This window comes from Flavobacterium aerium (assembly GCF_030766725.1).
Lineage (GTDB): Bacteria > Bacteroidota > Bacteroidia > Flavobacteriales > Flavobacteriaceae > Flavobacterium > Flavobacterium aerium.
Map to the genome: position 1 here is coordinate 446,204 of NZ_JARQWR010000001.1, position 24,972 is coordinate 471,175.

General features: G+C 31.4%; 15 protein-coding genes and 1 CRISPR repeat array. Of the genes, 4 read left to right on the forward strand and 11 right to left on the reverse strand.

Annotated features, from left to right (window positions below; translation table 11 throughout):
• Positions 1-4: 4 nt before the first annotated feature.
• The 5 genes from P6733_RS02135 to P6733_RS02155 all read right to left on the reverse strand — a co-directional run bounded on the left by P6733_RS02135 (position 5) and on the right by P6733_RS02155 (position 8,992).
• Positions 5-1,936, reverse strand: a complete 1,932-nt coding sequence (locus P6733_RS02135) for a UvrD-helicase domain-containing protein (RefSeq protein WP_306349942.1) — start codon at positions 1,934-1,936, stop codon at positions 5-7.
• Positions 1,918-4,014 (reverse strand): ATP-dependent nuclease, encoded by a 2,097-nt coding sequence (locus P6733_RS02140; protein WP_306349943.1) that lies wholly within the window; start codon positions 4,012-4,014, stop codon positions 1,918-1,920. The genes P6733_RS02135 and P6733_RS02140 overlap by 19 nt, the downstream gene beginning before the upstream one ends.
• Before the next feature lie 86 nt (positions 4,015-4,100).
• Entirely contained in the window at positions 4,101-5,708 is a 1,608-nt protein-coding gene (locus tag P6733_RS02145; protein ID WP_133505791.1) for an Eco57I restriction-modification methylase domain-containing protein, read from the reverse strand.
• The gene (locus tag P6733_RS02150; protein ID WP_306349944.1) at positions 5,695-8,685 is read right to left on the reverse strand and encodes an Eco57I restriction-modification methylase domain-containing protein; all 2,991 of its coding nucleotides are present in this window, start codon (positions 8,683-8,685) and stop codon (positions 5,695-5,697) included. The genes P6733_RS02145 and P6733_RS02150 overlap by 14 nt, the downstream gene beginning before the upstream one ends.
• Positions 8,675-8,992 (reverse strand): helix-turn-helix domain-containing protein, encoded by a 318-nt coding sequence (locus P6733_RS02155; RefSeq protein WP_306349945.1) that lies wholly within the window; start codon positions 8,990-8,992, stop codon positions 8,675-8,677. The genes P6733_RS02150 and P6733_RS02155 overlap by 11 nt, the downstream gene beginning before the upstream one ends.
• Positions 8,993-9,794: 802 nt before the next feature.
• Between P6733_RS02155 and P6733_RS02160 the strand changes: the two genes are divergently transcribed.
• Positions 9,795-10,400, forward strand: coding sequence for a hypothetical protein (locus tag P6733_RS02160; RefSeq protein WP_306349946.1), 606 nt, complete (start codon positions 9,795-9,797; stop codon positions 10,398-10,400).
• Between the two features lie 192 nt (positions 10,401-10,592).
• Positions 10,593-11,180, forward strand: coding sequence for a hypothetical protein (locus P6733_RS02165; RefSeq protein WP_306349947.1), 588 nt, complete (start codon positions 10,593-10,595; stop codon positions 11,178-11,180).
• Between the two features lie 74 nt (positions 11,181-11,254).
• On the opposite strand, the gene P6733_RS02170 is transcribed toward P6733_RS02165, so the two are convergent.
• The 4 genes from P6733_RS02170 to P6733_RS02185 all read right to left on the reverse strand — a co-directional run bounded on the left by P6733_RS02170 (position 11,255) and on the right by P6733_RS02185 (position 17,053).
• On the reverse strand, positions 11,255-14,797 hold the full coding sequence (locus tag P6733_RS02170; RefSeq protein ID WP_306349948.1) for a M1 family aminopeptidase: 3,543 nt from the start codon (positions 14,795-14,797) through the stop codon (positions 11,255-11,257).
• A 67-nt stretch (positions 14,798-14,864) separates the two neighbouring features.
• On the reverse strand, positions 14,865-15,737 hold the full coding sequence (locus P6733_RS02175; protein ID WP_306349949.1) for an ABC transporter ATP-binding protein: 873 nt from the start codon (positions 15,735-15,737) through the stop codon (positions 14,865-14,867).
• Positions 15,738-15,880: 143 nt separating this feature from the next.
• On the reverse strand, positions 15,881-16,282 hold the full coding sequence (locus tag P6733_RS02180; protein ID WP_306349950.1) for a hypothetical protein: 402 nt from the start codon (positions 16,280-16,282) through the stop codon (positions 15,881-15,883).
• Positions 16,283-16,297: 15 nt separating this feature from the next.
• Entirely contained in the window at positions 16,298-17,053 is a 756-nt protein-coding gene (locus P6733_RS02185) for a hypothetical protein (RefSeq protein ID WP_306349951.1), read from the reverse strand.
• Between the two features lie 370 nt (positions 17,054-17,423).
• On the opposite strand from P6733_RS02185, the gene cas13b reads away from it, so the two are divergent.
• Positions 17,424-20,798, forward strand: coding sequence for a type VI-B CRISPR-associated RNA-guided ribonuclease Cas13b (cas13b, locus tag P6733_RS02190; protein WP_306349952.1), 3,375 nt, complete (start codon positions 17,424-17,426; stop codon positions 20,796-20,798).
• Between the two features lie 106 nt (positions 20,799-20,904).
• A CRISPR array of direct repeats spans positions 20,905-21,402; the repeat unit is 36 nt; unit sequence GTTGTAGCTGCACTTGTTTTGAAGTGTAAACACAAC.
• A gap of 114 nt (positions 21,403-21,516) precedes the next feature.
• On the opposite strand, the gene P6733_RS02195 is transcribed toward cas13b, so the two are convergent.
• Together P6733_RS02195 and P6733_RS02200 are read right to left on the reverse strand one after the other, a co-directional pair.
• Positions 21,517-22,035: a hypothetical protein gene (locus P6733_RS02195; RefSeq protein ID WP_306349953.1), complete on the reverse strand. Its 519-nt coding sequence runs from the start codon at positions 22,033-22,035 to the stop codon at positions 21,517-21,519.
• A gap of 274 nt (positions 22,036-22,309) precedes the next feature.
• Positions 22,310-23,623, reverse strand: coding sequence for a hypothetical protein (locus P6733_RS02200; RefSeq protein ID WP_306349954.1), 1,314 nt, complete (start codon positions 23,621-23,623; stop codon positions 22,310-22,312).
• 409 nt (positions 23,624-24,032) lie between these two features.
• On the opposite strand from P6733_RS02200, the gene P6733_RS02205 reads away from it, so the two are divergent.
• Complete coding sequence (locus P6733_RS02205) at positions 24,033-24,956, forward strand: PorP/SprF family type IX secretion system membrane protein (protein WP_306349955.1); 924 nt, start codon at positions 24,033-24,035, stop codon at positions 24,954-24,956.
• Positions 24,957-24,972 lie beyond the last annotated feature (16 nt).

Here is a 24,972-nt window from a genome sequence, read left to right on the forward strand (position 1 = left end):
ATAATTATGAATTTAAAGAAAGTACATTTTCTTCACCAAACCATTCCTTCGCCTTGGCTATGACAACAGGATTTGGATTATGGTAGAAGACTGCGAGATTTTCTTTGGATCGCGTACAACAAACGTAGAATATTTTTTGAGTTCTCTCCAAAACACTTGCTGTCCCAGACTCACTAAAAAGGTTCTCAAAATTGTATTTATTCCAGTCCCCATTATCAAGAATTACAAGAACATTATTGAACTCTGCACCTTTTGTTTTGTGCTGTGTTGAAAAGGGTGTAAATCCTTCTAAATATTCATACAGTTTTTGAAACTCAGAATATTTAATTTTTTTTACACGATTGTATATATATTCATTGTTGAGAATAAATTTTTCAAGTCGCTGGTCAATCAAACATATATTTTTTTCATCTGCTTCTTTAATTACTTCTTCAATAGTTTTGTCACCAACTTTAACTAGACTTTCTATACTGGCTTTTAAAATTCGTTTTTGATTGATGCTTGTGACATGAATTTTATAATCTGTAGCGCGCAAAAATTCATTATAATTTTTGTTTTCGTAATAGAAAATATTGTTTTGTATCTTAAAAAGATGTTTGATTAAATTGTCTCTCTTCGAACCTTTCTTGTTATCATCATCTCCGTCTTGTTTTTTATCATCCACTAAAGAGTCTTTGTCTAAATAAATCCTTCTGACTTCTGCAAAACTTTGATCTTTAAGTAAATTATACAATTTTTTGTGATCAGGTTCTTTAAGAATGATATCCTTTTTTAATATTCGTTGTCTATTCTTTAATTGAAATTTATTAACGACCTGGTCGAATGTATCTGTTTCGGCAATCTGGATTTCAGCACGATTGTTCTTTTTATTGTCTTTTATTTTAGCTAAAATATCAGATTTTAATCCTATCACTGGATCTTTATCATAAATATCCATCAGGTTTCTGAAGCCTGCTTTATCTGCAATGAGGTTATGCGTTAAATTAAGTTCCTTTGTTTGCTTAGGATTATTAAAGTTCCACCCTAAAGCTGTCAGGTGTGTTCTTACTGAAACAAGATCAGCGGTTGATGAATAAATAAATTTTATGCTACCGTCTTTAACTTTACCGTTAAAAATGTTTGGTGCGTCTTCAAGCGAATGAGTTTGAACTATACCATCAGTACGCAGCCTATTAGCTAGTTCATAAATTAATTTTGGATTTCTTCTATTGACTTCTTTTTTTACTTCTTTAACTTTCCCTGCATCTGCGCCCTTATAGGCATCTAAGTTACCAACACCTTCATCATATATGGACTGCATCGCATCACCAAAGAAGCCAATAACATTTTTCTTTTTACTTTTTTGTAGGTGTGTTAGTAGCAGTTCTACAACTTCCGTATTTGTATCTTGATATTCGTCAATGAATATAAATTTATATTTATCTTTTAAAATGTCACAGAGTTTAGTGTGATTTTCAAACATATAACTAGCGATTATCAAAAGCTCATCATGAGAAATAATGCCCTCTCGAAGCCTCAAATATTCCTTATACTGTATTCCTTTATCCAGGTTATCAAAAAAAGTATTAGGGAGTAATTGATCCTCAAAGCTAATCTTCGTATTGTCAGGATCATTATTAAGGTTAATAATTGCTGTTTTTAGTTCTTTTTGAAAATGCTTGATATTATCCCAAAGAAAATCGTGAATTGTGGTAACATTTAAATTGTTGTGATCAACACGTTCTTCAATTTGCTTTACTGCAGCATTTGTATAGGTCATACATGCTACTTTAGCCGTCGGATTTTTTTCAATAACTTCTCTAATAATCTGGACTAAAGAGTATGTTTTTCCACTTCCAGCACCACCACTCAAAAGAAAATTATCACCATTATTAATGTGCTCCATGACTTGATGAAACTCATCCTTTGCAATCTGTTCTAATTTTGTTTCAGCCATGACAAACCTTCTTTAATGTACCCCGGAATATTCCAATTACTAAAATCTTCATTGCTATGATACAAAATATCTAAAGCGAAATGGGTCTTTTTCTTAATGCATTTTTCAGCTAAAAAGTAGGGATTGTTGCCAAGATTGTCAAATTCCACAAAGTTTTTAAGACCTTCAAACTGTGTTTTTATTGGTGTAATAAAAGCTCTATTTAAATTGATGAAAGAATCTTCAAAACTCCTAGCTATAAAAGAATTCTCCAATATCTGATAAACTATTAGAAGATTACCATCAGCATTTATTTTCCATTTTCCGGAATCATTAATAAATGTTTTTTCTGCAACACAATAACTTTTAAGGTTTGCTAGAGTAGCTGTAGAAAAGAAAAAACTTAATGCGGAGTTAGAAAAATTGACTCCTAATGATGGTTCGCATTTCTCGCCAGCTGCATCAGTTGCGTCGAGATCAGTGATAATCAAACTTTTTATACCAATAAAATTTATAAATTTTTCGAAGATTTGGGAGTATGCACCAACTTCAATAATAGAAATATTTTGAGAAAGCAAAGGAAGAAACTTATCTTTTCCTCCACTTGCTTTAAATATTTTTTCCTCATCCAAATCAAATTTTTTCATCAGAGTAGGCAACAAGATTCGTTCTGTATCTCCTTCAATAAGAATTGCTTTGTCTGCAAAAAATATCTCAGCCCTGTTTATCGTTAAATATTGCTTTAGAAATTGATATTGTTTTGTATTAGCCTTGTAGTCATATTGCAAGTCTTTTAAATTTTTAGCAATGACTGAAATTTCACTCTCTTTTTTTAGATATTTAATATCATCAAAATTACTCTCTGCAACAATATGAGAAGAGTGTGTGGTTATTATTGATTGCAGTTCGGCGATTTGACCGTCCTCACGTTGAATGCCTTGATTCAGTAGATATTTGATGTTTTTTATAAAAACATATTGCATCTGGGGGTGAGTATGTGCTTCCGGTTCCTCAATAAAAAGGATATTTATATCAGACGGTCTCTCTTCCTTTTTCCTCTTAAAATCTTGTAGAAGGATCTCAATTTCAAAAATCATACTAATAAGATTCATATACCCAAGACCATTGTAATTCTCAGGTAAGGAGCTTCCCCCATGATTATACATAACCGTAGTATTGCCTTCAAGTAGTTCCCTATGCTGTAAAGTTGAAATTATGTCAATTAAGGAGTCATCCTGCTTTATCCCTCCAAAATTTCTAACTTTTTCAATTACGTTTTTAAAGAGATTTGAATATATTCCACTAAGTACTACATCTGTCTCGCTAAGCTTATCTTTAAAATCATCAATAGCATCCTTTTGTTCGTCGCTAGCTTCTGTTTTTTTATATATGGAAGAAGTTTGAATCGACAAAGTTTTATCAATCTCTTTGTTAGAGACGTCACGTTTTGCACTAATAAACTTGAAGTTAATAATTTCCTTCAAACTAATTTTTTCTATGTCTAAATCAAGGTATTTATCGTCATTTTCAATTTTTGTTTTTACATCAAATTCAATTGATTTACGCCTGGTGTGAAAGTATCCTGATTGTTCTAGTTTTAAAAAATAGAATAGGTTTTTTTCTGTTTTTAAACTAGTCTCTTTTGTACCCTTAAGCTTCCTTTTTTCCTTCTTTTTAAATTCTGCAAAATCTTTTCTTAGACGGATCAATCCATCAAAATCTAATAAATATTCAAATCCTAGAACAATAAAATTATTGTCTGGATCTAAGTCCATCATAACCTTAGAAATATTTGAAAGATTGTCTTTTTCACCATATTCAATGAACAGCTTCAATTTTATTCCAATTGGCTGATATGTTTCTTCATTTAGGGCTAGATCTTCGACAGTTAGTTTTACGTCATTTTTGAATTCAATATTAAAATCATCAAAAGAGAATTTTGTCTTTTCAGCATGGCTTAAAAACTTATCCAATATTGATAATAAAGATGTTTTGCCGCAGTTATTTTTTCCAATGACTAACGAAAGTTCATCTTCAAGATCTAACTCAAAGTCTTTAAGTAATCGAAAATTTTCAATCTTGATTTTTTTGATTTTCATATTGTGCGAAATATTGCTGGATCATAGACATTATATTAAAAGTGTAAGTGTGATAGTGCTAAGATTAACTATTCTCAATTTTATAACTATTTACTCCTGTTAATTCGTCTTTTAGATAATTTTTTCCATATCTGATTAGCCAAATTAACTTCTTTTTGGGTAAGTCCGTAACCTTTTTTTAATATTAATTCATCTGTAATTTTTAAAATTTCATCAATGTTATTTTTATTACGTAACATTTCATCAATCCGAGGTAATAATTTTTTATTTATTGTTTTGTAGGGCAATAAAATTCTTTCAGCTTCACTTGGCATTAGTTCTAAAACACCTCCACCATGGCTTCTACCCGTCACTTCGGAGAAAGCTAAAGATAAAGAGTTGTAATAACTAGATGTGAATGCTTCTATTTCAACCTCTGGTTTTATCGAAACTCGATGCATTGTATCTGTAGTATAAGCTTTAGCATCATTAATAATAAGCCTTGGGTATAAATTATTACGTCTAATAAAAAACGCATCTGAAACCCTTATAGACGGAACAACAAACCAATCATCCCTTATTCCCGTTTTGTATCCCTTATTTACTTCGTTAATTTCACCAAATTTAATATATTTTTGAGCCCCTGAATGTTCACCTAATTCTTTTCGATTTGGAAATACGAGTAAGTGAGCTTTTGCTTTAGATTTACGGTTTAATTCCCAGTCTTCTTTCGTGAAAATTAAGCTGTTTACTTGAATGCTTCTACCCACCATAGGTTTGGCAAACTGATCCAGGTCATATTGCTGGACTGTTGTTAAAGGCACAGTAAAGTAACTGTTGGCACCAGTTGTTATTCCAACTTCAACTTTTGCAAAAGTACCAATTGAAGGTATATTTCTTTTGGCAGCAATATTTTCAAGGAAATCAATTTCTTCTTGCTCCAAAAAATAATATGTCCACTTGTTCGACTTAAAATCAATTTTTTTGGATGGGCTTTTTAAAATTTCTACGTTCAAATTTTCCAAATCGCTTGCATCGTGTAATTCTAAATGTTCTATCAAATGTGTGTCCGTGCCATTTTTTTCGCAAAGAAGCAAAACGACCTCTTGTTGAATGTCAGGAAAAACTAACTTTTCAAAGGAGATAATATTTATTTTGTTATAAAATTTAGCCAAGAACTCCCTAAGTTGCTGTGCATAGGAAACCTGAAGAAGCTCTGCCGGAATAACAAAACCAATCTTACCGTCTTCTTTTAAAAGTAGACTTGATCCTACTACGAATGATACCCATGCATTACTAAGTTTTGAATATTTTAATCCAGCTTTGCTAAAAATTTTTGCAGCTTCCTTTTGTTGTTCACTATCAAAATATTGAAATCTTATATATGGGGGGTTTCCTATAACAAGATCAAATCTTTTAGTAGTTTCGTTGCAGTATAAATGAAAATCTGTATTTATAACTGTTTTATCATTAAGCTGTATTTTATTAGCTTTTTTGGCTTCCTTATGATCAAACTCTACTGCTGTAACAGATTTGAATTGATGGTTATTATATTTAAGTTGCTCCAAAAATACTCCATCTCCGCAACTCGGTTCTAAGATGTCATAATCTCTGCTGCCATTAATTCCCCATTTAAGAATAAATGCAGCTATCGCGTCCGGTGTATAAAAACCGCCTCTAAGTTTTTCTGCAGTTGCATTCTCAATTAATTTCATATAAATCTTTTATTGTTGGGATTAGCGAGTCATCGGCGCCAAGGTTATATAATTTCTTAAGCAAATCATCCATTATTGCTTTTGTTCTTTCAAATTGTCCTAAAAGTGGGGTTTGTAATCTTTTATTTCCAACATTTGAGTCTACTTTCTGTTGAATTTCAATTAGCTTTATCTGCGTTTTTACAATGTTATCATGCAATTCTTTATCTAAGGGATTCTTGAAGTCAATTTTACGGATTGGTAAATTATTCAACACTTTTGTCCCGCGTGCAATATATCCTCCACGAAATACTTCACCCTTAAGATGAATTATCCACTCAACATATTTAGAGTTTAGAATAGCTTGTATATAATAGATTGAATATAAGCTATCAGGAGACAAGAATAAACTACAATAGCCCGCAGTTCCACCAGCGGTGTGCAAAGTTTGTGAAAAATCTATTGGATATTTTTCACCTGTTGACATAACACCTATGATTATTTTTTCTTTTATTTCACCTAATTCCAAATATTGGCTACGACCGAAACGATACCATTCCTGATCTGTTTTTGGTACTGGTTTGACGTCTCGTTTTTCAGTAAGTTTTGGTTTATTTAATTCGAGATATTTATATGCTAATGGGTATAATTTCTTGTATTCGTCAGGGTAAATAAATTCAGTTTTGCCATTTTGGATGATATATGGAAAAATTACATAAGCATTAGGTACTATTGTGCGGTAAGTATTTAATTTTTCTGCACCCTTAGTACGAACAGTTACGTAATACGGTCTAAGCGCATCCTTTTCAATACTGTAGGTTATGCCTTTTTTGATAAAGTCCACTGTATTATTTTCTTCTTTCGTAGCTTGAATAATGTACACCTCATTGGCACTAGTTTGTATTCCGTTATTTATATTATCCTTCCCGACGATTTTTTTAAGGTTCTCGCTCTGTTTTAAAACTTTTTCATATGTTAGTTTCAAATATGGAGGCACTAAAAACCAAAGTTCACTCGAAAGAGTGTTTGTTTCGATTTCATCTGTATTAATATTTTTAAAATCTCGAATCTTCCATTGTGTAAGATTTTTTATTTCAGTGTAAGTAAAATTTTCCTGACTACTCTTGCCGATGATTAAAATACTTGTGTAAGTAGTTTTATCGGCAAATATTTGATTGGCGCCAAAGGATACCAAGGAGTGCAAATAACCATTTACAGATAATTCTTTTCTGAGATTTACCGCAGCACCAACTTTTGTGAATTTACTGGGAACAATGTATCCTAATATTCCATTGGAAGTTAATAAGTTTAAACCGCGTTCAATAAAAAGAAAGTACTTATCAAATTGTTTATGAGCTGATATATAGTTTTTTTTGTAAATAGGAAGTTCAAGAGGCGTTATGTTTTTCATGTCCTCGGACTTCATGTAAGGAGGATTACCTACAATTACATCAAATCTAAGACTTGCAAAATCGAATGGATTGATAATAATTTGCTCATTATCTAAAAAAACTTGATTAGGCTCTATAAGACTATTACCAAAAAATATATTTTGATCTAAATTTGGAAGTATTGGATTTCGCCCAGAAATTGAAGCAGCGTCCTCATTCTCTAAAAGTTTTAATAATAACCCAAACTTTGCAGATTCTACAGCATTGTAATCCTTATCAATTCCGTATACACAACTTAATAAAAGATTACGTTTTATATCGTAAGGTAGTTTATAAGTTTCTAAAGCTGTATGTATAAGTTTGGTTTTATCAGTACGTAAAAAATAGTCAATAACATTGTCATTTAATAATTGAAAAAGTTCCAAAAGGAAAGCACCTGATCCACAAGATATATCTGCGAATTTTAATTTGCAGATTTCAGTATAATCTAAATCAACGCATTTAACCTGTACTGTTTTACGAAGAATATCATTAATTATAAAAGTTGGTGTAGTGATAATATCTCGATCAGCATTCTCAGGTTTTTTAATAAGTATGACAGCATTATCATGTACAATCAGTTGTTCTGATAAGAAAATTTCATATATAGTACCCAAAACATCTGATGAAAATACAGCAAATGAATAGGGGCTTTCTGGATAGTACAATTGTTTAATTATCGACCAAAAAACGGAAGATATGTTTTCAACGATTTTATCGACTAAAAGCTGATCAAACAATCCTGAATTATATTTTATATCCGCTTGTTGAAATTTGCTTATTAAAGCATTAAAATCATTAGCGCTTGCAAATTTCAATAGCGTTTGATAATCCTCTAAATTTCGATCTTCACAAACCCTTAAAAATAAGATCCGATTAAGATAACTTTGTACAGTATCATTTAACTGTTGTACGTTAATAGTGGGCTCATATCTATAAATTTCAGAGCCGAGTAGAGTTCTCCACTCATTAATTTGATTTAGAAATAGATTGTCTATTGAATAGAGTTGAATTTTAGCTTCGATATCTTTCCACTCTAAGTCAAATTGACCTGAATATACAGAGTCCTTGCCTAAGTAGTTTTTTATTTCTTCAAATTTCTCTTCGTATTCCGTATAATGATATTTTTTAATTAACGCCTTTTGAAAGTTATCTGTATGATCAACCTTCACCGACACATCATATATCATTAAATACTCGAAATTTGATAAAACCGAAATTTTAAGTTTAGCGGTGAAACCATAACGTCTAATTTGTTTAGCTGTTTCATCACTGGATTCAATTCTTACATGAGGTTTTTTTGCTTCCACAAAAAACTTTCTTTCTGAAAAAAGCCTGAAAGTGTAATCCGGCTTTTTAGAATGTTCCGAAGCATTCGATTTTAATGTTTCTTCAAGAATAACCTCTCTTTCATTGGTCGATTTACCTGCATGGTTCTTTATATCCCACTTGAGTAATTCAAAGAATGGATCTAAGAAATCACTACGTAGTAATGTTTCATTATATTTATCTGACAAATAATATTTTCTATCAGACTTATATTTTTCTATTAGCTGATTAATTGTCATTGGCTTTATTATCTTTCAAATATTTAAATCTCTTTTTTGCAACTATAAGTGCTTGTTCACCTAAGTCTTCGCCTTGAATGTCAGACATGATTTTTTCACATAGAAATAATATTAAAAGCTCATCAGAATTATATTGGTAAATTTCTGCTAGCTTTAAAATAGCTTCTTTTGTTAATCTACGTTCTCCGCGCTCCATTTTACTTAAAATGGCCACATCGATATCTAACATTGCCGCAATTTTTCGTAAGGGAAAATGTTTTGATTCTCTCAGTTCTCTTAGCTTTCCTCCTAAAGTTTCTGTTGACATATTTTCATTTGACACTAAGTGTCAAATTTATTAAATGAAATAGTGGTATATATGAAGATTTTAAAACTTTATCAACATCATTGCACTATGTCTAATAGTATTTAAACAGTAACTTATGCTAAACAATGTTAATAACATTCTATAATTATAATTTAGGGCAGGGAATTTCTTTGACTATTTTTTGAACTTGCGCCATTTATTCCCTAAAATGAGACACTGGCATCAAGTCATACAAACACTATATTTTTTTCTTTTAAAAATTTTGGGAAGGAGCTATTATAGAAGTTTCGATTTTGCAACAATCTTTCGTTACTTTCATATAAATTGTTGCTCTTTGGTATTGTAGGTCCCTTTTGATATGTTGTTGATGTGCATTTTTAACTAAGCATAATATTGAAATATAAATACATATCTACCGTTCATGTAATTCTAAACCAGTACAATAAGTTTGGTGGATTAAAATTTTATTTCTAATATTGCACTAAGCTTGTTGGCAAGCTTGCTCGTTCGTGCAAAGATTTCATCAGCCAATAGTTTAATAATGCTAACCTACCTGCTTATTATCCAAATAAAGATTACGAACGCAAATATCCAGGATAATTAAGTTGGTACAAAAGGATGTATTATGAAAACTATTGAGTACTTCAAACTCCAGGCAAAAAATCTTCACAAAGATTTTAAAACACAAAAACCTTATTTCGATTCTTCGTTAGGCGACAACCTCTTTGAGTATGCACCAAAATTTTTCGATGTAGATGCGCTGCTTAATGACTTCGATATCGATGAAAACCATTTTACACTTATGAACGCCCAGCATATCATTGCGAAATTGGTGGGATTTGAAAAATGGACAGAAATGCTTAAAGCTTCTCCGCCGGCATTGGAATTAGGTAAGCTGCTGTTCGACAATATGCACAAAATCAGAAATGAAGAGTGGGAATATTATATCTTGGATGTAGAAAATGAAAACAATGAAACATTAGATGACGAGGACAAACTGTATATTTTCAAAACAGTTTTTGCTGATGTAGATGGCCACCAAAGTGATGGTTACGACTACCGTCTGGGTAAAAGAGAGAAACCATTAATTGAAAGTAAAAAAAGTAAACCTATGGAAAAGAAATCTATAATTAAAATTACCGTTCTGCCTTTAACTGAAGCAGATCGTAAAGAATTCATTGAGGTAGCAAATAAAAAATTTGAGGATACATTGCAAAGTATTGAACATACACATCCTGAAATAGTACGTAGATTATGGAGTCCTGAGCAATATATTGAAGAAGTTATAAAACCAGATATGCTACCCATCGATCGGGACTATGCGCTTTCGTTGGTTGAGGCTTTCTTAATCCATAAAGTTATCGAATTAGCTACCGAAGTTGATAAGCAGACCTTAAACCTCAATTAATATTTCACTCATAAGCCTCAAATCTTCGAGCAAATGGTTCGAGTTTTGTACTATCTGGTGCACTTTAAAAAAGCTTCAATGAAAATTGAGGCTTTTTTTATGCCTTATTGTGAAGGTTTTTTAACACTATAGTACAGAAACTTTTCTCTATTTTTGATACCGTTAGACTAAATGGAAGCAAAGAATATTAGTATGAAGAAAAATATAAAATCATATAAATCACTAATCCTGTTATTTGTATTCGCTGCATCCTGTGGATTAAAGACGAATACCTTACCAAATGGACACACTAAAATTGCTGCAAATAAAAAAGTATATGCAAGCAAAGCTAAGTTTGATACAAACCTCCTAAAAGAGATTGATACTACTGTAGTGTACGAACAATATCTTGATCGTTATTTTATGGGTTCTGGAGATCAAAAGGTAATTATTAAAGATGTAGCTCGTAAAACAACGGAAGATAATTTTAAGTTTTATAGCGTTTATAAGTTCTATGCAAATGGGAATTTTAATGTTTTCACTATAAATCGGGATGAAGTATTGGATAAAAAAATGCTAGATCCAAATTTTACAGGAAGTAGAGGTGTCTTTTATAAAGAAGGAAATGAAATCAAAGCCGATTTAATTACACGAGTTACGGGTATGGGTAGGATAGGAGTAGTTCAGGAGACGTTTATTTTTAAAGGAGATACTTTAATTGTAAACAGTAGTAGAGGAAATAATAAATATGTAAAAATGAAATTACCGTCAAATTTCCCGCTATATAAAGCAGATTGGTAAAAATAATTTTGTAGTATTTTTCTATTATAAAAAAAGCCCAATTCTTATGAATTGGGCTTTTTATTTTTATGAAATTAATCGGCTATTTTAATATTATCATCTGGTATTCTATCAATCAGATAATTGTATGGATCAATTCCAGCTTGGTAAGGAATCTCTTTGGTTGTAAAAGTATAGGTATTGTCTTTTTTAGTCACCTTTACTCTTTGATACGCTAAGACTTTACCAGCAGTATAGTTGTTTTCTGGTTTTCCAAAAACAGCTACATCGATGTAATCGTTAATAGGAATTGATGTTTCTCTACCCAAACCATCTGCTTTGAATTTTTCAGAAGAAGTGGTCAGTGTTACTTGGTATCCATCACCCGATTTTTTGTAAGTTGTTTTTAATGCACGGTTAGAAAATACCGTTATAGTCTCAAACATATCGGTAATCAGATATTGCATATCTGGCGGTGTAACTTTTTTAAACTCATTCACCGCAGCGATAGAAGTTGGGTACGGCGGATTTTTATATCCGTATTGCTGAATTAAACTTTGCAAAGCTTGGTTTACTTTATCCTCGCCTATCATTTCTTTAAGGTAATACATCACGACACTCGCTTTGTTGTAATGAATGTATTGTTGTCCTTGCGTTTTCATAAGCGGCTGTTCTTCTTCTGTTTCGCTACTTCTACCATTTAAATATCCGTCCATTTCATATTGAAGGAATTTTTTCATTTTATCCTTACCATATTCTTTCTCCATAACCATTAGTGCCGAATATTGCGCAAATCCTTCGCTCATCATTTCACTTCCTTGCATATTAGCGCCAATAAGTTGATGTGCCCAATATTGATGTGCCATTTCGTGTGCGACAACATAAAATACTTGGTCAATACCATCTTCTTTTGCATCGCGTTGATCCAAGATGAAACCAATACCTTCACTATATGGCATGGTGCCTGGGAATGCTTGTGCAAAACTCTGGTATCTTGGGAACTCAATGATTCTACATTGTTTGTGCATGTAAGGACCAAAATGAGTGGTGTAATACTCTAATGATTTTTGCATACTATTCATCATATTTGGAACATTGTAAGCATGGTTTTTATCATAATAAACTTCCAAATCAATACCATTCCATTTTTTACGAGCAACTTCATATTTCGCGGACATAAACGAATAGAAGTTAACCGATTTGTGGTCTAATTTATAATTGAAGTACTTACGCCCCTTGTCTTCCCACGTTTTAAGTAATGATCCCGGAGCAATAGCAATCTGGTCTGGTGAAGTACTAATTGTTGTATTCACTTCCACCCAATCAGAATCGGTACTTAAATAAGTATTCATTCTTGCTTGGATGTTGTTTTCATCCAGTTTTGGCATAGGATCACGTTTCGGTAATTTATACTTCTTACGGGTATTCTTATCGGATATTTCATAACCATTGTTGTATCCAATGCTTGGCATCAAATCCATATTGTTGAAGAAACTTCCGTTTTGCGTCACCGATGTGAAGCTTACATCATTTTCAAATCCATGCGCTACTCTAGAAACGTCTACGCCTATTTTAATAGAATCATTTGGAGCAAGTGGTCGATCAAGAGTATAAATTCTATAATGTAATTTTTTGTCATTAAAAGTCAATTTAGCACCAGGTACAGTCAATTGTATACTATCGCTAAAACGAGGCATGGTAAAATGAATTTCTTTTATTGTTTCATTCGATATGTTTCTTGCCCATGTTACGACTTTGGCTTTTAGACTGCGTTCTTCAGGTATTAAATCAATATTGTAATCCAATTTATAGAATCGTGGTTGCGCTATGGTTTCATACTTTTTGAATTTCTTCTCATATTCCACCTGCATATTTTCTACATCATCATTCGATACATAAGTGTTCAGGACTTTTGTATTGTAATACACATATCCAGCACAACCTATAAAGGCTACAATAACAACTGTTAAAGCAATTCCATTTTTTTGAAGTCTTCTTTTAGCTGTTTTTAAACGATTCTTAAAACTCGTTTCTTTACCTCTTGTATAGAATGCAACGCATACAAAACATAAGATAATAGAGAATAGGAACCAATATACATTGAACCAAATAGTTCCAGGAATGAACGGACCAAATCCATTCATATCGGAATATATTATTCCAGGAACAGTTCCAAAAGAAACCATATTACTACTGATCTTAAATAATCCCCATACAAAGCTGTCTACAATGATAAAAGCGATGAAGGCAAAATATCCTAAGTATCGGTTGTTTATTAAATAATGAAGCAATAACGCAAGCACTACCAAATAAGAGAAATGCAATAGTTTTATAACGAGTAAATATTCAACATATAATCCAAGTTCAAATCGGGTATAACCATGAAGGGCTTGTGCTGTTATTCCAACGATTATAGCAATGATATATATAATAGCAATGGCGATAATTACAGCCAAAGCTTTGGATGAAAATAAAATACCTGTTTTTATAGGAGTTGAATCTTCGATCTCGTTGAGTTTTGCATCGCGTTCTTTCCAAACGAGAACACCCGAATAAAAAGTGATGAAACCAATTAGGAATAAGAAGAATGAACCATCGATAGAATCGATTACCGAATACGTAACAGGATATTGTGAAGTACCATATCGACTGGTAAAACTACTTAAAGCCGTGATAAGCAAAATCATTCCTATTGCAGTAATGACTATGAATACAGGGTTTTTAATGATTGCCTTAGTTTCAAAACGTACTAGGTTGATGAAAGTACCGAATGAAAAAGCATTGGCTGTAGTAGGATGAAATACTTTGTCTGAAATTACAGGTGTTGATATCAGCTGCTCTTTTTTATTCTTTTTTACTTTTTCTTTTTTAAGATTGAAAGAAAAGTAACGATAAACAACAGCAAGAATAATGATACTGATGACAAGCCAAGCAAGTCTATTGATTAATAAATCCCCTTCCAGTCCAACACTAGAGGTGTTTTTTTCTATGACAGTAGTATATTTAGTCATGATACTAAAGGCCTTTCTTCCAAATGGATCCAGAAGGCTAGAGAGCCATTCTTTTTTGATGTCTTTGGCAAAACCACCAGAAATACTGGATACAACAATCAAAATAGTAACACTGATGAAAGAGACAATATTGTTTTTGAATATAAAAGCGAGCGAATAAAGTAATACTCCAGCAATAATAATATTTGGGATAGCAAATACAAGTATTCCGTCCAAATGCCCGGACCAGATGATAGGACCAAAACGTTCTGGAGGTGCCATATCAAAACTTTCCGGAAACAGCGGTGCAAGTACAGGAGCTAATATAGCACCTATGGATACTCCAAGCATTGGTATTAAAGAGATAATGGAAGCACCAATGAATTTACCAAAAAAGTAATCACGCTTTTTAATTGGTGATGAAAAGATAAATTGGTACATATTGTACTGAAAGTCACGCATGGCAGTTGCATTCATGAATGCCGTTACCATAATCAAAAAGAAAACAGAGAAAACAGCATAAAATGCCTCAACAATGTAAGGTGCATTTTTGTTTAAACTTCCTACAGCACCACCGATGGTAACACCTTGTGAACCAAAAAGTAATATTGAGAAAAAAGTTGTAATAGCTAAAAATATCCAGACCATAGGTCGTTTTAACCAATATCTAAGCTCGTGTATGATAAATTTCCACATAGTTGTAAGATTGGATGGATTAATATAATTGGTTCAGTTTTGCAAAGAATACATCTTCAAGATTTTCTTCTGCACGGCTAAAGCCATTTTGAGGGTCTGTTTCAGAAAAAATATGAATAAGCGGTTGTCCACCTACTAGTTTACTCGACAATATTTTATAATTATCATGGTATTGCTGAAGAACAGCTTTTTCAACTTTCTGTTCCCATACTTTATCTTTTACTTCCAATAAGGCATCATCGGTAGAACCACTAAAAAGTACTTGCCCTTTATTCATAATAGCCATGTGTGTACATAATTCACGTACATCCTGAACGATATGTGTAGAAAGAATTACAATTATATTTTCACCTATTTCACTTAGAATATTATAAAAACGATTACGCTCTCCTGGGTCAAGTCCCGCAGTAGGTTCATCTACAATAACAAGTTTTGGATCTCCAATTAATGATTGTGCAATGCCAAAACGCTGACGCATCCCACCACTATAACTGCTGACTGCTTTTTTGCGTTGTTCCCAAAGATTTACCTTTGTTAATAATTGTTCTACAATTTGTTTTCGGTCTGATTTTACTGAAAATCCTTTTAATAAAGCCAAATGATCTAAAAGTTCTTCGGCAGAAGTTCTAGGATAAACACCAAATTCTTGTGGGAGATAACCCAATACTTTTCGTACACCATCTTTATCATTCAAGACATCGATATCTCCAAGCATTACACTTCCTTTATCAGCGTCCTGTAAGGTAGCAAGTGTACGCATTAGAGATGATTTTCCAGCACCATTAGGACCTAATAATCCAAACATTCCTTTACCAATGGTTAGGGAAACATCGTTTAAAGCATGAACATTATTGCTGTATTTTTTTTCTAAATTTTTAATAACTAATTCCATAAGCTTGATTCTGTTTGATTTGTAAATATGACGGAAGAGTTCTGATTATGTTACAATTATAACAGCGCTAAATTTTGTAAATAAATAAAAACCCGCTCATAGTGCGGGTTTTTATAGTAGTAAATTTTGCTGAATTGCAATAATTAATCGTGATATTCTATTTTTACTTTTATGTAATGTTTCATCCCAATGGTATGAATATAGAGTTGAAACAGGGCTATTAAAACACCAAAACTGATAATTAAATACCAAAGAAAATTGGTTTCAAATATAAAATATAGAGTAACCAAGGTCATCAGTGTTGCTATAAAAACTAGAAATCGTTTTTTATTTATAAAATGATCAACTTCAATAAAACATTTTTTATGATTTGGTTCCAGTTGATATTCCTGAGATTTGATAAAAAAGGTTTTTATATAAAAATGATTTTCTGTTTCCTCAATGTCAATTTTTGTTTTGTTTTCTAATGAATATTTCCTACTGTTTAAGTAGATGTCATAATGGTTAAAATCAAAATTATTTGTTTTACTAAATTCTACCTCCATATTATAAATGTTTTATTAATTGCAATCTCCTGTTGATGCAGTAATTAATGAGGATGCTGCTCCTGCAATTGCTGCAATTGGTCCAGACCATAAAAATAATCCAGCTGCAGCAGCATCAGAGATAATTAATTGATGATTACACCAATTTCTTCGAGTATTGTATAAACTATTCTCTTTAACAGCCCATAAATCATTAGAAGAATTTAATACACTTTTGAAACCTATTAAAAATTTAATATCTTCTTGTTTGAGTTTGTTTTCTTTTTCTAGAGTAGTAATTTTACTAATAATCTCTCCGTAATCTAAATCATTTAATATAATATCATCAATAAAATGTATAATTTGATTGGATATCATACTCGAATCTTTAAAGCTTATTTTGTTAGCAGTCCAAAAACTTTTAAAATTATAATCTAAAGATGATTGGTATTCTTTAAAATAAGGGGCTACTAAATCGATTTTTACATTTAAAAATTCATGAGGATGTTTTTCCTTCATTAAGGTTAACATATCTTTTAAAACTTGTTCAAAACTTGAATTACTCAAATGACTTCCTTTACTTATATATGTTTGACTATAAAGTAAGATTGCTTCATTATGGTATTCTCCATACATGTTTGGATTGATAAAAGCTTTTTGTCCTTGTAGTTTAAATTCTGAATTAGTTTTTTTTGATAATGTTTCAGTTCTAAGATTATCATTCGTGTTTTCACAGGAAGTTGAAAATATGAATGTTAATACAAAAGATAAAACGAATGTAGCTTTTTTCATGATATTTTTAGTTATAAGTTGAATGTAAATTTATTTTTTTAGCATTTTTAATGATAATATGATAAGCCATAAAAACAGCAACATAAGGCTGAACTTGTGTGATTTGATAAATTCTTCAGTTTTGATATATCATTATGATAAAAATAAATTGTTATGGGAAAGCATAAAGTAAGTTCAAAAAATTACTGTAGATTTGGGTAATTGCCTAAGATTATAAAAAAAATTAAGGAGTAAATTCTTAGTTTTTTATTCTTCTTAAAAAATGTCGGGGAGCTGTCTCAATTTTATCTCTACATGGAAGTTAGTGTAGATGAAATATTGAAAATGTTTTTTTAGCTTAAAATGTATAACCAGAAACGTATTGATTATTATGAAATCAGAAAATGAAACTTTAGAAAGAAATATAATTAATTTAGAAAATGACCCATCCTATTTTGGAGCATATTTAAATATGGCTCGACATAATATTTATTTGATAATAAAAGAGCTAGAGAGTAAGTTTAAGATTTCAGCTAAGATGGAAAAGGAAGAGGATATAAGAAATAGCTTTATACTTGATAAAACTATTTTGGATAAAACTAATGCGAATCATATTTATTCTCATCTAATCCGTTTTCTTCCAATAGCGAGAACATTTTCTAGTGATTTTATACCTATATCGTTACCGAATGATAATCGTTTTCAAGGAGTTGATTTTGGTAAAATGACGTGTTTCTTTAAACTGTGTTTTAAAGAATTAAATGAATTCCGAAATGATTATACTCACTACTACTCTGTAAAAACGGGAGAGAAAAAGAAAATAAAAATTTCAGAAGATTTTGCAGTATTCTTAAGAGAGAGCTATTTGAATGCTATAGAGTTCACAAAGAGAAGATTTAAAGATGTTTTTGTTGAAAAAGATTATGACTTAACAAATAGTTTTGAAATTATAAATGAGCAAAATGAAATTACAAATAGAGGGATGGTTTTTCTGTGCTGTTTATTTTTAGATAAGGAAAATGCATTTAATTTTATTAATAAAATTAATGGATTTAAAGGAACACAAACGAATGTTTTTCTAACGACTCGAGAAGTTTTTTCAGTTTTCTGTATTACATTACCTCACGATAAGTTTATCAGTGATGACCCGAAACAAGCATTTCAATTGGATATTCTAAATTATCTTAATCGATGTCCAAAGGAACTGTATAATGCTCTTACTCTAGATGGGAAAAAACAATTTCATCCTACATTAAATGAATCCTCCAGGTATAGCGTAATCGAAAATAGTATTACAGAATCAATTGAAGATTCAGATTATCAGGATTATATAGAATTAATAACAGTAAAGAAAAGAAGTTCAGATCGTTTTGCAGGATTTGCATTAAAATATTTGGATCAACTGGATAGTTTTCACTTTAATTTTCAAATTAATTTAGGGAAAGGCCTTAAGAAATCGTATAAGAAAACAGTATTAGGAAATGTACCAGAAGAGAAAAATAGAAATATTATTGAAGATGTTATTTCTTTTGGAAAGTTAAACGAATTTTTAAAAACTGGAGCAGAAGCCATACTATGTGAAGAATCAGCTTTTAAAAAGAAGTATTACGATGAAGATAAAAATGTATTTATGCAGTATAGTCCTCATTATCATTTGACAAATAATAAAATTGGTCTATTATGTTTTAAGAATAGAAGATATAATGGTAAGCTCTATAGACCATTAGTTTCTACCGCTTTTCTTAGTGTTCATGAACTACCAAAGCTCGTCTTATTAGAATTGTTAGAAAAAGAGAAAAGCAGTGAAATTATTAATGAGTTTATAAAAATTAACTCTTCACAGATTCTTAATGAAGAATTTGTAGAAAAGATTAAAAATGAACTCGCGTATGATAAAGTTTTATATAAAGTTTTCTTTGATGAGCGATTAAAAAATAAAGATTGGAAAATTGTAAATGAAACAATAAAAGAGAAACTAGAAAATGAGATAAAAAAAATAAATAATGAAAAAGCATTAAAAAGTAAAAAAGAAGAATTAAAAGCATTGAATTATGCTATATATGTAAAAAATATTAACAATAGAAAAGAACGACTGAGTGAGATTTTGGTTAAATATAATTTAAAAGTAAATCAAATTCCAAGTAGAATTATTGAATATTGGTTAAATATAAAAGATACAAAACAGGAGGTAAGTATCAAAAACAGAATAAGAGCTGAAAAGAAAGAATGTAAGAAAAGAATCAATGATTTAGATAATGGAAAATCTCCAAAAATAGGTGAGATTGCGACGTTTCTTGCGCGTGACATTGTCAATTTAGTGATTGATGCTGATGTGAAATCAAAGATTACATCCTTTTATTATGATTTGCTACAAGAGTCATTAGCATTATATGAAAATCCAGTTAAAAAAAATTTATTCATAGAGATATGCAATAAAGAACTCCAGTTGTTTAATAAAGAATTAGGACATCCATTCTTAAAAGATATTCAATTTAATAATCTGAATAAGCTTAGAGATTTATATGTAGTCTATTTAGAGTTAAAAGGAACTCGAAGAAAAGATAAAAATAATCTTTATTCAAAAGAAGATAATTGGATGTCAAATACATTTTATGATAGTAAGAATGGAAAAAATAAAATTGAAATAAGAATACCCACCACAATACCCATTCCATTAACATATAAAAAACTTCAAAAAGAGCCAAATGACTTTCAAGGTTGGCTTAGAAATCTAACAGAAAGATATAGTAAGGATCCAAAAATGGAATCTGTAGATTTGCCTACAAATTTATTTGATGCCCATCTAGTAAATCTATTAAAGAAAAAAGTAGGTATTAGTGAAAGTGATACTAAAACTTATAATTATTCCAAGTTACTAGAATTGTGGTTAAATGATACACAATCATTTTACAATAGTGATAGAGAATATATTATTTTTAAGAATAAAGAATATGAAACCTCAATAAAATTTAAATTAGGTAGTAAACCTTCATTTAAAGATTATTATTCACCAAGAGTAGATGAAATTCTGGCAAACAGAAGAAAAGAAAATTCAAAGATACAAAGGAATCAAATTATAACTGTTCTAAAAAAAGCAATTGTTGAAAATGAAAAAATAATACGTTTTTATCAAACAAAGGATAGAGTAACATTACTAATGTTAGATAAAATGATAGAAGAGGAATTAGGAATAAAATTGGCTGAAATTTCACCTGTTTCGAAATCGAGTCCATTAGAGCAACAAATAGATATAAAACAACAGCTAAAGATCGATAATGTGGTCTACATTATAACAGATCGATGCAAACGTAAAAATGTTACATTATTTAAGAAATTCATTTCAGATAATCGTTTGAAAGAATTATTGAAATACTATACAAATACTATAATTCCTCATGTAGCGTTAAAAAAAGAACTAGAAGAATATAATAAATATAAAGAATGTATTTTTAGAACAGTTTTTGAATTGGAAAAAGCAATTATTGAAGTTGTATCTACAGAAGAATATGAACAATTTATTACAGAAAGCGATAATAATATTTCACATAAGATTTATCTAGGTTGGCTGAAAAAATACAATATAATTGACGATAATGAACATGAATGGTTCACAGAGATTCGCAATAAATTTTCACATAATAAATTCCCTAGGAAGCAAATAATGGAAAAATATTTCGATTTAAAAGAAAAGAGTTTTGCGAAGCAAATTGCAGAGGAATATTTGGGTAGAATAGAAAAGATAATTCAAGAAAAATTAAAAGTATAGAAACTATAATATTGATCTTTGATATCCCTGTACTTTATATTTAATTCATTTTTTTGTAAAAATAAGTCACTTTACGCCTTTATAATAAGTTAGTTACGAGTTTAAGGTTGTAGCTGCACTTGTTTTGAAGTGTAAACACAACATTGGAAGGACACAAGTCTTTGGCCTACGGGTTGTAGCTGCACTTGTTTTGAAGTGTAAACACAACTGCACATTGATATATAACAATAAGTTTTTAGTTGTAGCTGCACTTGTTTTGAAGTGTAAACACAACCCTAATCCATTCAAAAGAAAAAGGATTTTGGTTGTAGCTGCACTTGTTTTGAAGTGTAAACACAACCAAACAGGAACACTAGCGCGAACAGCCTACGTTGTAGCTGCACTTGTTTTGAAGTGTAAACACAACATCATCTACGGGGTAACTTTCTTTAAAAAAGTTGTAGCTGCACTTGTTTTGAAGTGTAAACACAACGTAAGTTTTGAGCCATGTTTTTTTTAAATAGTTGTAGCTGCACTTGTTTTGAAGTGTAAACACAACTATTACTTTGGATTAAATCTATTTTTGCTTGTTGTAGCTGCACTTGTTTTGAAGTGTAAACACAACTGTAAGAGTAGAAATGTTGAGAAAGAATCTGTTGTTGTTGCTTTGATTTTGTAGGGTAAACACAACTGGACGTAAAAAAAAGAAAACCCTACTCAATGAGCAGGGTTTATTATATTAATTAAGAGTGTATTTCTTGTGGATTTTGTAAATTCCAGAGAGGAAATTTAGAGTTTCCCGATGATGATAAATGATGTTTTCGCGGGTGAGCGTATCATTTGCCAAAGGCGAAATTAACCAAGAATGATATATGGTGGTAAAGTAGTCCAAAGCGGTTTTTTTGTAGCGGTAATTCTCGGAACAAAAAAGAGTAAGCGAATTCACAAATCCTAAGCTATTGTTGGGATAAGAAACGGCGGTACTTTTATTTTTATATTGTTTGTAAAACGAATGCGCATTACGAAGCAATTGAATTAAATCTTTATTGAAAAGATAAATCTTCATTCGTTTTTCGGCATCATAATCTGCTAGAGGAGAACTAATCCAGCCCGTAAGCATGGATTCGATACTTTCTTCAGATTCTTCTAGACCAATACTGTGGTACAATTTCTGGGTATATCCATAAAGAGATTCCAGAAGAGCTGTGGATGCAATGGTATCGCTAGGCAATGCATTGCTGTTTCTTGAGTTTCGCATAAGAAAAAGGTGTTAGATAAAAAGGGATAGTCACTGCGAAACTCAATTAAACCGAAGTTCATGAAATTTACAGACTTGCACTGATATGCTATCCCGAATAGTTAATGCTTTGATAAATGAGTTCATGGGTATTATTTTAATTAAGTTTCGCATTACAAATCTCAGAAAAAAATATTGTAATAGGGGAAGCGAAACGTTATTTTTTTAAAAACGTCATTTTTTATAGTATTATGAGTATTTGTTTTTTTTTTGGATAGACAAACAGATTACTTTTTTAAATAAAAGAAAACCATTGTGGAACCCAAAGCATTAATTGGGCAATAACCCAAAGAAGAAATGCCATTCCGAGAATACCCCATGCTTTTCTGTCTTTCCATGACCAACCAAATAGAGTTGGAATTTCCCAATATTTGAAGACAATAAAAAACACTAAACCACCCAGTCCGATGTTCAGCACACTTACTAATCCAAATTGCGAGCCCAAAAGTATACTGGCAATACAATAGAATAAGGTAATAATTTGAATGTAAAAATAACGGTTGAGGTGTTCATTGCTTACTTTCATCCAAGAAAGGAAAATCATGGATAGGATTAATAATAAGGTAAGTGTTTCAAGAACAGGTTGAAGGAGTAGTGCCCAGTTCCATAGAATGCCCCATATTATTAAAGTAATGACAACCATAGCCGTAAAGCGGCGAAATTCAAATTTATCAGAACCTTGTATAGGAAACAATATTCGGCTCAAAGGTTTTTCTGCCCAACGAACCAAAGGAAACGTACTTAGTCCTACTAAAGCAGGAATGCTCACTTCATAACTAAACCAAGGATCCTGCGTAGTGAAGTGCAACCAAATGATGGCTCCAGTGGTAATGAATGCAGGAATAGAAATTTCGAAGAATGAGGTAATATAAGAACTATTATCGTCTAGATTATACTTTAATGTTCGGGTGTAATTATTTAAATCATAATTGCGCGAAATCACGGCAGTGAGTAATCCCCATAACAAGAACAGTCCAATATGAACTACGATAGTACGCAATACTACAGAAGCGATATCGGCACCTAGCCAGATTCCGATGATACCCAGAATCAGTAATTCATATGTAAGTAATCGCGGGGAGAAAATGATTCGGAATAAAGGAGCAAGATTCCGAAAGAGCCAAGCAAAAATTCGTGACCAGTACGATCTTAAAATACTAATTAAAGCATAGGCTGCAACCAGCGCTGCTATACCTATTAATATACGAGAGGTGGTGAATACGCCACGTAAGGCTTGTAATTGGGAAGGTTTTTTTACTTCATATACTAAGGTTGTATTGGCCAATAGTTCTTGAGCGAGTATCTTTTTTTGATTTTCCTGTACTTGAGGAATAGCCGTTTTATGGGTTGCCCAAAAAGCGGCTGCCGTTTCGGGCGTGCCATACTGTTCTAGTGTGCCATATTGGAACAATATAGACCTTTGAGTAGAAGTGAGTGATTCTAGAGTTTTGGCAAGATTATAATCCTGTTGTCTATTTTGGTTTTGAGCAAAAAGAGTAGTACAGATGAAAAATAATCCGAGTAGTATGGTTAATATCCGTCTATTCATAGTTGAGGTAGTATAGAATACCAAAGGTAACAAAAGTATTCTGATGAAGCTAACGCCTTAAATTTCGGTGATTAAAAATAGAATTGTTGTTTTCTGGAAATTATAATTTTAAAACAAAAAAGAAGTAATTTATTCAATTGGAAATGCATAAAGGATAATAAAAGATATTAAAAATAGAAAGCCTCAATGAAGATTGAGGCTTTTTTTGTGCAAGCATTTTTTGGAAGAAATATTATGTAAGTATCAGTATAAAAGAGAAATAAGGGGTAATAGGGGGTGAAAAAAAGACTTATTCTGCAATTCTTAAGGCTTATTGTAGCATTCATTGGAGGACCTAAAATGTAATTTTGCTCCGTAATTATTAAGTAATGAATTGATTTTTAAATACTTAATTAAATTTTTTGTAAAAATGAGAATAAAGAATATTAAATTCTTTGTGTTGTGTTTTCTATTGTCTTACAACATGATGCAAGGACAACAAGAATCCCAATTTACACAGTACATGTATAATACGATGAGTATGAATCCTGGTTATACAGGTACAACAGGTGTAATGACAATGTTTGGAATATACAGAGCACAATGGGTAGGATTAGATGGTGCGCCACGTACAATGGCTTTTTCGGCACATAGTCCTATAGGGAAAAAAGGAAATGGAATAGGTTTGTCTATTATCAGTGACGAGATAGGACCTTCAAAAGAAACATATGTAGACGCAAATTATGCATACAATGTGCCTTTGTCTTACAATGTAAACCTATCACTTGGATTACGTGCAGGAATGAACTTCCTAAATATAGATTATGATAAGCTTAATAAGTTTGATCCGGGAGATTCACAATTGGAAGGAACATTAAGCCGTACAGCTCCCACCATTGGAGCAGGTGCTTATGTCTATTCAGATAAATGGTATGTAGGACTTTCTGTTCCTAGTATACTTGAAACGAAATATTATGATGATATAGAACAATCTGTAGCTTCATCAAGAATGCACATCTATATGATGGGAGGATATGTATTTGATTTAGACGATCAATTAAAATTCAAACCAGCAGTATTGTTGAAAGCAGTAAACGGAGCACCCTTGTCATTGGATGTTTCAGCGAACTTCCTATTTCAAGAAAAATTGACTTTAGGGATGGCTTATCGTCTAAATGCAGCAGTAAGTACGCTAGCAGCTTTTTCAATTTCAGATGCCTTACAGATCGGATATGCTTACGACCATGATATGAATAATCTTAGCCGATATAATTCAGGATCTCATGAAATTTTTCTACGATACGATTTGTTTGACTTATCTAAAAAGAAAATACAAGCTCCACGATTTTTCTAACTCAAAATATTTCGAA

Coding starts and splice junctions, on each gene's coding strand:
- P6733_RS02135 (WP_306349942.1), bottom strand. CDS start 1,936: ATGGCTGAAACAAAATTAGAACAGATTGCAAAGGATGAGTTTCATCAA.
- P6733_RS02140 (WP_306349943.1), bottom strand. CDS start 4,014: ATGAAAATCAAAAAAATCAAGATTGAAAATTTTCGATTACTTAAAGAC.
- P6733_RS02145 (WP_133505791.1), bottom strand. CDS start 5,708: ATGAAATTAATTGAGAATGCAACTGCAGAAAAACTTAGAGGCGGTTTT.
- P6733_RS02150 (WP_306349944.1), bottom strand. CDS start 8,685: ATGACAATTAATCAGCTAATAGAAAAATATAAGTCTGATAGAAAATAT.
- P6733_RS02155 (WP_306349945.1), bottom strand. CDS start 8,992: ATGTCAACAGAAACTTTAGGAGGAAAGCTAAGAGAACTGAGAGAATCA.
- P6733_RS02160 (WP_306349946.1), top strand. CDS start 9,795: ATGAACGCCCAGCATATCATTGCGAAATTGGTGGGATTTGAAAAATGG.
- P6733_RS02165 (WP_306349947.1), top strand. CDS start 10,593: ATGAAGAAAAATATAAAATCATATAAATCACTAATCCTGTTATTTGTA.
- P6733_RS02170 (WP_306349948.1), bottom strand. CDS start 14,797: ATGGTCTGGATATTTTTAGCTATTACAACTTTTTTCTCAATATTACTT.
- P6733_RS02175 (WP_306349949.1), bottom strand. CDS start 15,737: ATGGAATTAGTTATTAAAAATTTAGAAAAAAAATACAGCAATAATGTT.
- P6733_RS02180 (WP_306349950.1), bottom strand. CDS start 16,282: ATGGAGGTAGAATTTAGTAAAACAAATAATTTTGATTTTAACCATTAT.
- P6733_RS02185 (WP_306349951.1), bottom strand. CDS start 17,053: ATGAAAAAAGCTACATTCGTTTTATCTTTTGTATTAACATTCATATTT.
- cas13b (WP_306349952.1), top strand. CDS start 17,424: ATGAAATCAGAAAATGAAACTTTAGAAAGAAATATAATTAATTTAGAA.
- P6733_RS02195 (WP_306349953.1), bottom strand. CDS start 22,035: ATGCGAAACTCAAGAAACAGCAATGCATTGCCTAGCGATACCATTGCA.
- P6733_RS02200 (WP_306349954.1), bottom strand. CDS start 23,623: ATGAATAGACGGATATTAACCATACTACTCGGATTATTTTTCATCTGT.
- P6733_RS02205 (WP_306349955.1), top strand. CDS start 24,033: ATGAGAATAAAGAATATTAAATTCTTTGTGTTGTGTTTTCTATTGTCT.